At 69.3% G+C, this 12496-nt stretch carries 9 protein-coding genes; all 9 read left to right on the forward strand.

The features are described 5' to 3' along the window. Positions 1–4: 4 nt before the first annotated feature. The 9 genes from ACOQPP_RS19550 to ACOQPP_RS19590 all read left to right on the forward strand — a co-directional run bounded on the left by ACOQPP_RS19550 (position 5) and on the right by ACOQPP_RS19590 (position 12485). A complete protein-coding gene (locus ACOQPP_RS19550; protein WP_419164587.1) occupies positions 5–1402 on the forward strand; it encodes an aldo/keto reductase in 1398 nt (465 codons plus the stop codon). A gap of 193 nt (positions 1403–1595) precedes the next feature. Next, positions 1596–2819, forward strand: coding sequence for an alpha-hydroxy acid oxidase (locus ACOQPP_RS19555; RefSeq protein WP_420637254.1), 1224 nt, complete (start codon positions 1596–1598; stop codon positions 2817–2819). Between the two features lie 162 nt (positions 2820–2981). Then, on the forward strand, positions 2982–4028 hold the full coding sequence (locus ACOQPP_RS19560; protein ID WP_420637255.1) for a hypothetical protein: 1047 nt from the start codon (positions 2982–2984) through the stop codon (positions 4026–4028). Between the two features lie 177 nt (positions 4029–4205). Further along, positions 4206–6689, forward strand: a complete 2484-nt coding sequence (locus ACOQPP_RS19565) for a DUF1592 domain-containing protein (protein ID WP_420637256.1) — start codon at positions 4206–4208, stop codon at positions 6687–6689. Positions 6690–6735: 46 nt separating this feature from the next. Further along, positions 6736–8172 carry a DUF1552 domain-containing protein gene (locus ACOQPP_RS19570; RefSeq protein ID WP_420637257.1) on the forward strand — a complete coding sequence of 479 codons (1437 nt, stop codon included), beginning with the start codon at positions 6736–6738 and terminating at the stop codon, positions 8170–8172. Between the two features lie 2 nt (positions 8173–8174). Further along, positions 8175–10196, forward strand: coding sequence for an ankyrin repeat domain-containing protein (locus ACOQPP_RS19575; RefSeq protein ID WP_419164592.1), 2022 nt, complete (start codon positions 8175–8177; stop codon positions 10194–10196). A gap of 9 nt (positions 10197–10205) precedes the next feature. Further along, complete coding sequence (locus ACOQPP_RS19580; protein ID WP_419164593.1) at positions 10206–10526, forward strand: GYD domain-containing protein; 321 nt, start codon at positions 10206–10208, stop codon at positions 10524–10526. 230 nt (positions 10527–10756) lie between these two features. After that, positions 10757–11269: a hypothetical protein gene (locus tag ACOQPP_RS19585; RefSeq protein WP_420637258.1), complete on the forward strand. Its 513-nt coding sequence runs from the start codon at positions 10757–10759 to the stop codon at positions 11267–11269. Between the two features lie 304 nt (positions 11270–11573). After that, positions 11574–12485 (forward strand): hypothetical protein, encoded by a 912-nt coding sequence (locus tag ACOQPP_RS19590; protein ID WP_420637259.1) that lies wholly within the window; start codon positions 11574–11576, stop codon positions 12483–12485. Positions 12486–12496: the final 11 nt, after the last annotated feature.

Here is a 12496-nt window from a genome sequence, read left to right on the forward strand (position 1 = left end):
GAGGGTGCTGACGGGGCTGTGGCAGATCGCGGACCTGGAGCGCGCGGGTCCGGTCGATGTCGACGCCGCGGCCGCCGCGATGGACGCGTACGCCGAGGCCGGGTTCACGACCTTCGACATGGCGGACCACTACGGCTCCGCAGAGGACATCGCCGGAGTCTGCGCCACGCGCCGACCCGGAGACCTCCAGCTCCTCACCAAGTGGACCCCCGAGCCGGGGGCGCACACGCGGGCCACCGTGCGCGAGGCCGTGGGGCGGTCGCTCGACCGGCTGCGCGCCGACGCGGTCGACCTCCTGCAGTTCCACGCGTGGCGCTATTCGGACCCCGACTGGCTCGACTGCCTGTTCGCCCTCCAGGAGTTGAAGGACGAGGGACTCATCCACCACCTCGGACTCACGAACTTCGACGCCGCGCACCTCGACATGGTGCTGAACACCGGGATCGAGGTCGTCTCGAACCAGGTCTCCTTCTCCCTCCTCGACGGGCGGGCGGCGGGCGCCATGACGGACGTGTGCCGGAAGCACGGGGTCCAACTCCTCGCGTACGGGACGCTGGCGGGCGGGCTCCTGACGGAACGCTGGCTGGGGGCCGAGGACCCGGGCCCGGAGGGCGTGAAGACGTGGTCCGAGATGAAGTACAGGCGCTTCGTCGAGGCGGCGGGCGGATGGGAGCGCCTGCAGCCGCTCCTGGCCGCGATCCGAACGGTGGCGGAGAGACACGGGGTGTCGATGGCGAACGTCGCGACGCGTGCGATCCTCGACCGGCCCGCGGTGGCGGGCGTGATCATCGGGGCCCGGCTGGGGCGGCGCGATCACATCGCCGACAACCTCCGCCTCGCCCCGCTCCGGCTCGACGCAGAGGACCGGGAACGCCTCGCGGCGGCCAGCGCGGCGCTGGACCCCATCCCCGGCGACTGCGGTGACGAGTACCGGAGGCCTCCCCATCTGACGGCGGCGGGCGACCTCAGCCACCACGTGGGGGGTTTTCCGTCCCCGTATCCGGTCCATGACGGGCCCGGGAGCCGGACGCGGGCGGTGTCCGGAACCGTGTGGGAGGAGGTCGCGGGGTTCAGCCGCGCGGTGCGGACGGGCGACCACATCGCGGTCTCCGGGACGACGGCCACGCACGGAGACCGTCTGATCGGCGGTGACGACCCCGCCGCGCAGACGCACTTCGTCATCGACAAGATCGAGGGTGCGCTCGAGGCGCTGGGGGGGACGCTCCAAGACGTGTACCGGACGCGGATCTTCATCTCCAACCTGGCGGACTGGGAACCCGTCGCGCGCGCGCACGGCCAGCGGTTCGGCGCCATCCGCCCGGCCAACACGCTCGTGCAGGCGGGCCTCATCGGCTCGGGCTACCTCGTCGAGATCGAGGCCGAGGCGCGCGTCGGATCGTAGCACGATCCGGGTTCACGCGTTCCCGCGGGAACGTTTCCAGACTCTCCCGCCACCGTTTCGCGCCCTTCCGCAGCGGCCGGACGTTCCCGCGGGAACGTTTCGACGGGCTGCGCGGGCTTGCCGGACCCCGTCCCCTCTCGTACCGGTTCACGGCACCGATCACGCCGCACACGCCGCAGGTCGCGGAGGCCTCATGCTGAAGACGCTGCGCTCCGTCGTTCGCTTCAGAAAGTTCGAGTGGAACCCCGTCGTGCGACGACTGAGCCGCTGCGCGAGCGTCGAGGACCTGCGCGAAGTCGCCCGCCGCCGCCTCCCGCGCGGCGTGTTCGGCTACATCGACGGAGCGGCCGACGACGAGCGCACCCAGGCGCGGAACTGCAACGCCTTCCACCGGCTCGAGTTTCGGCCCCGGGTCCTGCGGGATGTGACGAACGTGGATCCCGGCGTCACCGTCCTCGGCCGGCGCCATCCGATGCCACTGATCCTCGCGCCCACAGGGTTCAGCCGCATCGCGGATTCACAGGGAGAACTCGCGGTGGCGAGGGCCGCCGAGCGGGCGGGGATCACCTACAGCCTCTCCACGCTCGGCACCCGCTCGATCGAGGAGGTGGCCACCGTCAGCTCCGGCCCCAAGTGGTTCCAGGTCTACGTGTGGAAGGACCGGGGGCTCGTCGAGGAACTCGTCCGGCGCGCCGCCGAGGCCGGCTATGAGGCGCTCCTCCTCACGGTCGACGTCGCCGTGCTGGGGCGGCGGGAGCGCGATGTCCGGCTCGGCTTCACCCTCCCCCCGCAACTCGGCCTCGACACCTTCGTGGACGGGATCCGGAAACCCGGCTGGACGTGGGACTTCCTCACCTCCGAGCCGATCGTCTTCTCGAGCGCGGTGAGCCGCGACGCGAAGGGCGGGGCGGGCGGCGTCGACGCCATGGGCCTGGCGCAGTACGTGAACGAGCAGTTCGACCCCAGGCTCGCCTGGGACGACGTGGACTGGCTGCGCTCCATCTGGGACGGCCCGATCGTCGTCAAGGGCATCCAGACCGTGGAGGACGCGGTGCTCGCCGCCGACGTCGGTGCGGAAGGGATCGTGATCTCGAACCACGGCGGACGGCAACTCGACGACGCGCCCCCGACCCTGGAACTGCTGCAGCCTGTTGCCGACGCGGTGGCGGACCGGCTCGACGTCCTCATCGACGGCGGGGTCCGCCGCGGGAGCGACATCGCCAAGGCGGTGGCGCTCGGCGCGAAGGCCTGCCTGGCCGGCCGCGCCTACTTCTACGCGCTGGGCGCGGGGGGAGAGCGCGGCGTGGACCTCGTCCTCAAGTGGTTCGACGAAGGATTCCGGCGCACCATGGCGCTTCTCGGCGCCCGCACCGTGACCGAAATCACCCCCGGAATGGTGCGCTGGCGAGACCGCTGAACCCCGGCTGTCCGGAACGGAAAGGGAGCGCTCACAGTGCTGATTCGCGAAGTGTCTCAAAGTCGTTGGCAGGTTCCGTCGCTCCTGCTGGCTTCTGTGATGGCCGGTTGCGACTCGCCCGGACCCGCTGCCTGTGAAATCACGGACCCCAGCGGTCAGGCTGTGACGAACACGAGCGTCGGGGTCTGGCCTGCGGACCTCTCCTGGCGTGAGGTCTGGCGTGCCGGAGGCGTCGATGAAGCCGAACAATTGGCCCTGCCGGCCGGTGTCGCCGTAAGCCCCGACGGATCGGTCGCCATCGCGGACTGGGGCCTGGCCGAAGTGATCGTGCTCGACCCCGATGGCGAGTGGCGGGGGCCGGTCATGACGCGCGGCGAAGGCCCCGGCGAGGTCCAGGCGCCGGCCGCGGTGACCTGGCTGGATGCCAACACCGTCCTCGTCCTGGACTTCGGCACATCTCGGCTGACCACGCTGGACCTCGCTACTCGCTCGGCCAGCGTCACTGGGGTCGATGGGGCGTTTCTGTTACCCGTGTTCGCGTCCGGCGAGGTCACGTTCGTGGCGCTCCAACCGGATTCCGCGGTGTGGCTGGAATCTCCTGGCCCAATCGAGGAGGATTGGCAGGAGCGGTCCTTCGTCCGTTGGTCGCCTGGCACGGCGGTGCACGACACGGTTGCGCGGTCCCGTGCAAGAGTCTTGTCGGGTTCGACGCTGCCCGCATGGCCGCGGTCGTTACTGGGTGTCGGCGCGGAGACCTGGGTGGTCTCCGACCCGGATGGACGTTACGAACTGACCGTATTCGACCGGGATGGCGAGACTCTCGTTCGGTTCTGCCATCCGGGGGAGGCGCTCCCGCTCTCGCCTGCCGAGCGCGGGGAGGGCACTGATGAACGAATGCCCGAAGCGTGGCGGCTCGCCCTCCGCGAACTCGGCGAGCCACGGGAGCCGGCGATCATCTCCCGAATCGTCGTCGACGCGGACCGGCGGATCTGGGTTCAGCGAGACCGCCCGCCGCCCGGTGCAAACAGTATGTACGGGGCACCCGGAGCCATGTATGACGTATTCCTCCAGTCCGGGCATTTTCTTGGCTCGATCCGCCTTCCGGACGATCAGCGCTTGGTGGAAGCAAGCGGGAGCAGGGTGTGGACGCTCCACGCCGGCAGCCTCGACGAATCCTCAATCGTAGCACTCGAGATCGAGGGATTCTGAGGTCGTTGCGCGCTGTTCCGATACCTTCCCGACAGCCGTTTCCCAGCCTGCTCCGAGCCTTGCGAGACAACGCGATTCGGGCTTAGCCTGTTACGCGGATACATCCTCTTAAGGAACGGCCCGAAAGAACGGCCCGAGATGCCCGCAAACGCAGCGTACGCAAAGGTGGCGCCCCGCATGCTCGGCGCGGCATTCGCGGTGGCCCTCGCGACTCCGGCGGGTCTCTCGGCGCAGGACGCCGAGGCGACCTCCGTCGCGGCCCCGTCGAACTCGGTGGCGGCCGTCGCGTGGGCCGCGAATCACCTCGGTCTGGGCTCGGCCGCGGATTTCCGCCATGCCCGCGTTTTTCCGGTCGCGGGGGGGCCGAACGACATCGTCCAGGGCGTCTGCACGAACTGCCACAACAGTCGCCGGCTGGCGGGGAACCTCACCCTCGAGTCCTTCGATGTCGACGTCGCGGACACGGAGGCCGAGACCGCGGAGAAGATGATCCGCAAGCTGCGCGCCGGCATGATGCCGCCGCCCGGCGTGCGCCGTCCCCCGGCAGACGAACTGCTCGAACTCGTCGAGACGCTCGAGGACATCGTCGACCGCGCCGCGGCGCTGGACCCGAACCCCGGCGGGCGGACCTTCCAGCGGCTCAACCGGCCCGAGTACGAGCGGGCGATCCGCGACCTCCTGGGGCTCGAGGTCGACGCGGGGAAGTGGCTTCCGAACGACCAGATGAGCGCCAACTTCGACAACATCGCCGATGTGCAGGCGCTCTCCCCGACGCTCCTCGATGCCTATCTGAACGCGGCGGCGGAGATCAGCCGCATGGCGGTCGGGGACCGCGAGGCTCCGGCGGTCAACACGACGTACAAGAACTCCCAGTACGTCTCGCAGCACCCGTGGGACCACGTGGAAGGGGCCCCCTTCGGTACGCGCGGCGGGATGGTTGTGGAGCACACCTTCCCGGCCGACGGCGAGTACACCTTCGCGCTCGTCTTCACCTCGGGCGCGAACTCCCGCATGGAGGACCTCGACATCTCGGTCGATGGCGAGCGCGTCGCGCTCCTCCACTACACGCGGCGCGGCGGCGGGGCGGATGACCGCGGCTTCACGCCCGTCGGGACGGAGCCGATCTTCGTCCGGGCCGGTCAGCACCGCGTTTCCGCCGCCTTCGTCAAGCGCCAGGAGGGACCGTACGAGGACCTGATTCGGCCGCACGCATGGTCCAACGCCGGCGGCGGTTCGGGCGGCGGCGGGGTCACGACGCTGCCGCACCTCCAGGACCTCATCATCGGCGGGCCGTACAACCCGACCGGCGTGTCGGAGTCGCCGGTCCGCCAGCGCATCTTCACCTGCCGTCCCACGTCGCTCGAAGAGGAGCGGCCCTGCGCCCGCGGCATCCTGACCGACCTCGCGCGCCAGGCGTACCGTCGCCCGCTCGAACCGAGCGAGGTCGACGGCCTGATGAGGTTCTACGACATGGGCGTCGAGCAGGGCGGGTTCGAGATCGGCGTGCGGTTGGCCCTCGAGGCGATCCTCGCGAGCCCCTTCTTCGTGCTGCGGCTGGAGCGCGAGCCCGAGGGCGTCGCGAGCGGAGAAGCGTACGCGCTGGAGGACATCGACCTGGCTTCGCGGCTCTCGTTCTTCCTCTGGGGACTTCCGCCGGACGAGGAACTGCGGGCCGTGGCGGTGGAGGGGCGGCTGTCGGATGCCGGCGAACTGGAGCGGCAGGCGCGCCGCATGCTGGACGACCCGCGCTCCGAGGCGCTGAGTTCGCGCTTCGTGTCGCAGTGGCTGCGATTGCAGGATCTCTACAAGGTCCGTCCCGACCCCAACTTCTTCCCCAACTTCGACGAGAACCTCGCGGACGCGATGAAGCGGGAGACCGAACTCCTGTTCCAGAGCCTGATCCGCGAGGACCGTAGCCTGCTCGACTTCTTCCGGGCCGACTACACGTTCGTCAACGAGCGTCTGGCCCATCACTACGGGTTCGAGGGCGTGGCCGGGCGTGACTTCCAACGCGTGACCTACCCGGGTGACGAGCGCGTCGGGATCCTGGGCCACGGCAGCGTCCTCGTCCTCACCTCGCTCGCGAACCGGACCTCTCCGGTACTCCGCGGGAAGTGGGTCATGGAGGTCCTCCTCGGCACGCCGCCGCCGCCGCCCCCGCCGGGGGTGCCGGATCTGGACGAGACGGAGGATTCCAGGGACGGACGGCTGCTCACGACGCGCGAACGCATGGAGATGCACCGGGCGAGTCCGGCGTGCCGGTCGTGCCACCGCTTCATGGACCCGATCGGTCTGGCCCTGGACAACTTCGACGTGACCGGCAAGTGGCGCCTGCGCGAGAACGGGATGCCGCTGGACACGCGCGGCGACTTCTACGACGGGACGCCGGTGCAGACGCCGCCCGAACTGGTCGACGCGCTCCTCGGGCGCCCGCTGCCGCTGCTGCGGAACTTCACGGAGAACCTGGCCGCGTACGCGCTCGGCCGCCGCGTCGAGTACTACGACCAGCCCTGGATCCGGTCGATCGTGCGGGAGGCGGAGACGGACGACTACAGGCTGTCGTCGCTGATCCTGGGCGTCGTGAACGGCGACGCGTTCAGTATGAAGCGGGCCGCGCCCCTAGCTACGGTAGAAGAAGAGGTTTCCGAAGACCGCCGCTGAACGGCCCCAGGGCCGGGCGGCGATCCGACGCTCCGAGAGGGAGAACATGGAATTCATCACCGGACAGCACCTGCCGCGCAGGACCTTCATTCGGGGCGTCGGGGCCACGCTGGCCCTGCCGTTGCTCGACGCGATGGTTCCCGCGGGCCGTCTCCTGGGTTCGACGCGCGCGAAGAGCCTGACGGAGGGGAAGGGGACCCGGCTCATCGCGATCGAGGAGGTGCACGGACTCGCCGGCTGCAACCGGGAGCACGGCGCGCCGCAGTTCCTCTTCGCGCCGGAGAAGGCGGGGCGCGAGTTCGAGATCATCGATGAGAGCGCGCTCGTCGAGCTGCGGCCGTACCGCGAGCACCTCACGATCATCAGCAACACGGACGTCCGCAACGCGGAGGCGTTCACGCCGCCCGAGATCGGCGGGGACCACTTCCGCTCGAGCGCGGTGTTCCTCACGCAGTCCCATCCGAAGCAGACGCAGGGGTCCGATATCTTCTGCGGGACGTCGATGGACCAGATCTACGCGCAGCGCTTCGGCCAGGACACGCCGATGCCGTCGATGCAGTTCTGCATCGAGAACCTCGATCAGGCGGGCGGCTGCACGTACAACTATTCGTGCGCGTACACCGACTCGCTGAGTTGGGCTTCGCCGACGGAGCCGCTGCCCATGATCCGCGATCCGCGGGTCGCCTTCGACCTCCTGTTCGGTGCGGGCGGGAGCGAGGCCGAGCGAGCGTCGCGGCGCGCCACGCGGCGCAGCATCCTCGACTGGATTTCCGGCGAGATCTCCTCGGTGCAGCGGACCCTCGGTCGGGAGGACGCGCGCCGCATGGACCAGTACCTCACGAACGTGCGCGAGTTGGAGCGGCGCATTCAGATGGTCGAGTCACGGAACTCGAGCGGTGAGGAGCGCGCGCTACCCGAGGCGCCGGCCGGCGTGCCGGACTCGTTCACCGAGCACATGCAGATGCTGTTCGACATCCAGGTGCTCGCGCTCGAGACCGACATGACGCGGGTGATCTCCTTCAAGACGGGGCGCGACGCGCAGAACCGCGTCTTCTCCGACAGCGAGTCCGACCGGCCCTTCCACCCGGCCTCACACCACGGGAACCGGGAGGAGGCGGTGCTGGAGTTCAACAAGATCAACCAGTTCCGCGTGGGTCAGTTGCCGTATCTGATCGACAAGCTGAAGAACACGATGCACGGAGAGTCGAGCCTGCTCGACCAGAGCGTGGTCCTGTGGGGTTCGCCGATGGCGGACGCGAACCTGCACAACCACCGGCGGGCGCCGCTCTTCCTGCTTGGGCACGGCAACGGGATGCTCGAGGGCAACCTGCACATCAAGGCGCCCGACGAGACGCCGATGGCGAACGCGATGCTCTCGATCCTGCACGATCTCGGCGTGGACGACATGGATTCGTTCGGCGACAGCACGGGTCCCATGCCGCTCAACCAGGCCGACCCGGTCACGACGGACGCGGGGAGCTGACCGTGCGCAAGGCGAGGCTCCGGTCCGGGTTCGCGGTCCTCTGCGCGGCGCTCCTCGTCTCGGCGGGGGCGCCGCACGCTTCGCCCGAGGGTTCGCCTCCTGATTCGCCCGTCGCCGACGCGGCGATGCGCGGCGATGTCGCGATGGTGCGCGAGTTGCTGCAGCAGGGACTCGACGTCAACGCGGCGCAGGGCGACGGGATGACGGCGTTGCACTGGGCCGCAGACCGCGGCGACGCCGAGCTGGCGGCCATGCTCATCTACGCCGGCGCCGACGTGAGGGCGGTCACGCGAATCGGGCAGTACACGCCGCTCCACCTCGCCGCGAGGCGGGGCTCGCCGCAGATCCTGGGCAGTCTGATGGCGGCGGGGTCCGACGTGATGGCCCTGACCGGGAACAGCGGCTCCACGCCGCTCCACCTGGCCGCGGCGGCCGGGAACCCCGAGGCGATCGTCGTCCTGCTCGACGGGGGCGCGGATCCCGATGCGCAGGAGGCCGAATGGGGCCAGACGCCGCTCACCTTCGCCGCCGCCGGCAACCGGGCGGACGCGATCCGGGTCCTGCTGGAGCGGGGTGCGGACCCCGACATCACGTCGCTTGTCATCGACATCCTGGAGCAGGAGAAGCTGGATCGCCTGGCGCGGCAGCGTGAGACGGAGGTCCTCGAGGCCCTCGCCGGAGAGGGCGACGAGGCGCGCACGCCCACGGCCGGCGAGCTGCAGGCCGCCGTCCGCGCGGGGCGCGAGGTGTACGCAAGAGGCCTGCCCGAGGAAGAGGAGGAGGAAGAAGAGGACGAGAGCGACTTCAGCCGTCTCTTCCTGCCCCCGGTCGAGAAGATCGGCGGCCTGACCCCGCTGCTGCACGCGGTCCGTCAGGGGTACGTGGAATCGACCGTGGCCCTCCTGGACGGCGGTGCGGACATCGATGTGGTGAGCGCGGCGGACGGCACGAGCCCGCTCGTGATGGCCGGGATCAACGGCCAGTTCGACCTCGTGCTGCTCCTCCTCGAGCGGGGCGCGGACCCGAACATCTCCGCCGAACTCAACGGCGTGTCGCCGCTGTGGGCCGTGATCAACGCCCGCTGGCAGCCCCGCACGCGCTTCCCGCAGCCGCAGGAGCGCTCGCTCCAGCGCGCGAACTACCTGGAAGTGGCGCGGGCGCTGCTCGAGGCCGGCGCGGATCCCGACCACCGGATCACGCGGCACCCGTGGTACATGGTGTACACGGGCTGCGGGAACCGGAACTGCGGCCTCGTCGACACCAACGGCGCCACCGCCTTCTGGCGCGCGGCGTACGCGACGGACGTCGACGCGATGAAGCTCCTCGTCGAGTACGGCGCGGACCCGAACATCCCGACCAAGGCGCCCCCCCGGCGCCAGCGTCTGTCACCGGACGAGTTCCTGCGGCAGCAGGCGCTGAACGCGCTGCGCGACTCCTCCTACGCGGAACTGTCCGAACCGGACCAGATGAAGCTGCTCCAGGACATCCGGGGGCAGTTGCCCGAAGAGGAGCAGGGGCAGTTCCCCGATGAGGACCTCGAGAACCTGAACGAAGAGGTGCGGACGGCGCTCATCCAGGCCGCCGAGACGGCGGACCGGGACCGGGCCAACGCGCCGGACGCCTCCGGCCTGCCAGCGGTGCCCCCGGGCGGGCCCGGCGTGATGCCGCTGCACGCCGCCTCCGGCGTGGGCTACGGCGAGGGGTTCGCGGGCAATGCGCACCGGCACACGCCCGATGGCTGGATGCCGGCCGTGAAGTACCTCCTCGAGGAGTTGGGCGCGGACGTGAACGCCCGCGACCACGGCGGTTACACCGCGCTCCACAACGCCGCCTCGCGGGGCGACGACGAGATGATCCTCTATCTCGTGGAGATGGGCGGTGACGTCACGGTCGTCAGCCGCCGCGGCCAGACCACCGCCGACATGGCGAACGGTCCGGTGCAGCGCGTCTCGCCCTTCCCGGAGACGGTCGCGCTCCTCGAGAGCCTGGGCTCGCACAACAACGACAACTGCCTAACCTGCTGACGGAGAACCATGGCCAAGTACATGTTCCGGACGAGCTACACGCAGTCCGGCCTCAAGGGTCTGATCGCAGAGGGAGGCACCGGGCGCCGCGAGGCACTGCGCCAGACCGTCGAAAGCGCCGGCGGTACGCTGGAAGGCTTCTACTACGCCTTCGGTGAGAACGACCTCTATCTCATCACGGACCTTCCCGGCGAGACCGCCGCCCTCTCGCTTTCGCTGAACATCGCCGCGGCCGGGGCCCTCACCGTCAACGTGACGGTGCTGCTCGACGCCGAGACGGTGGACGAGGCCGTGGCCCAGGGCGTTTCCTACCGCCTGCCCGGAGCCTGACCCACGGCGCCCGCGAGCGCCTCAAGCTTCGCTTCTATTCCCGCACGACGGGCGAACTCCTCCATACCGTCGGCGGAGAGGGCGAGGGGCCTGGAGAGTTCCAGAGAGTCGGCCGTCCGCACAAGATCGGGGACTCGACGTATGACGCGAACGGGGCATTCAGGGACAGTCTGGGCTCGTTCGTCACGTCCGACAGCTATGCGGAACCCTTCGGACGCGGAGGGGAGCAGATGACTTCGGCCGTTTTCGGGCGCGACGGCGTGGTGGATGTGCTCGGCGGACGGTACTACGTCATGGACAACGTGAACCACGCCGTCGCCATCTTCGACCAACACGGAGAATCCCTCGGGGCCCTGCTGCCGGATCCTCTTCCCGAACCCGTCCCTGTCACGCAGGCTGACGTCGAGCTCGTGAAGTCACGGGGTTCGGAGCTCATGCGGAAGGCGCTGGACGAGGGACGGATGCCGGTTCCCGAGTACTTTCCGCCGTACGGCTGGTCGGGTCGCCGTTCCCTGAGTGCACTCCGGACGACGGGTCTCGGTGCCATCTGGCTACTCGACTACGGTGGGGTTCGTGACTCCACTCCCACATGGACAGTGTACTCCCCCGAGGGCACGCAGGTCATGCGCGTACGTTCACCGGATGAAGTCAGCGTGCTCGCCGTCGATGGGGACATCGCGGCGGTTCTTGCCTGGAACGAGTTCGACGTGCAGACGATCGAGGTGCGGCGGATTCTCCGCTAGCTGCCAGCCGGTCCAATCCGGGACATGTGACCTTCTCCATCCGACGAGGGTCTGTTTGTCATGACGAATCGGTCCGCCCTCGCCCGCTCGGCACTGGTTGCCGCTCTCGGACTCCAGTTGATGGCGTTCCCCCTCGGCGCACAGGAGGTGGGTCGGCGGCTGTCGGGACTCCTCCTCACCGAAGGCAGCGGGGCGCCGGTCGAGGGCGCGCACATCAGGCTCGTCGATCCGGCCGATAGTGTCCGGGCTGAAGCGCTCTCCGACGCGCAAGGCGCGTTCAGCCTGCCCATGCCGCCGGCGGGGTGTGTATCGTCTCCTGGTGGCCCGCATCGGCTATCAGTCCTGGGCCTCCGACACTCTCCACGTCGACTGGGCGTCGGAGTCGCGGTCGCTGCGGCTGGACATCCCCGTAGAGCCAATTCCGCTCCCGGAACTGTCGGTCTCGGAGGAGAACGTCTGTCCGACCACTCGCGAGCAGCGCGAGCGAGCCTTCGCACTCTACGAATCGGTCCTCCCCATCCTCGCCACCGTGTCGCACACCGCGGATCTGGGCTCGCTGCGAATGCAGATGGTACGACCGCGCAAGGTGTATTTCCGCGGCGGCACGTACCGATTTGAGCGGGACACGACGACGGTCGTCGTACCAAAGTCTCTGTACAACGCATCGCCGGAGCACCTCGTGGCGCACGGGTACGCCGGTGTGGTCGACACCATGACCACGTTCTACGCCCCGGACGGGGACGCGCTGGCGGCTCCGGGTTTTCTCGCTACGCACTGCCTCCGGCCAGTCAGGAGTGAGGAGGAAGCGACCGTCGGGCTGGGGTTCGAACCGAAGCCCGGGCGCGAGGTCGTCGATGTCGCAGGGGTTCTTTGGATCGACACGGTGGCCGGCGAGCCGCGCGAACTTGAGTTCCAATACACCTCCCTGCGACCGTTCCTGCGGAAGCACCTGGAGCCGACGTTGCGGCTGTGGGTAGAGGCCCACCACGGCCGTGTTAACTTCAGCGCAATCCAGATACGAGACGAGTCCCGCTTCGGCGGCGTCCTTCACTTTGGGCGCCTGGCTGGTGATCGATGGCTGATCCGCGAATGGCGGATTCGCCGGCCTGCCCTCGTCTATCGCGGGTATTTCGCGGCTGGTTCGCGGGGCCAGGTTTGGCCCATGACGCGTTCGCTCGAGTTCGCCGGGGAGGTCCTCGCACTCATCCCGCCATAGCCCAGGGGATC

Source organism: Candidatus Palauibacter sp., assembly GCF_965222475.1.
Lineage (GTDB): Bacteria > Gemmatimonadota > Gemmatimonadetes > Palauibacterales > Palauibacteraceae > Palauibacter.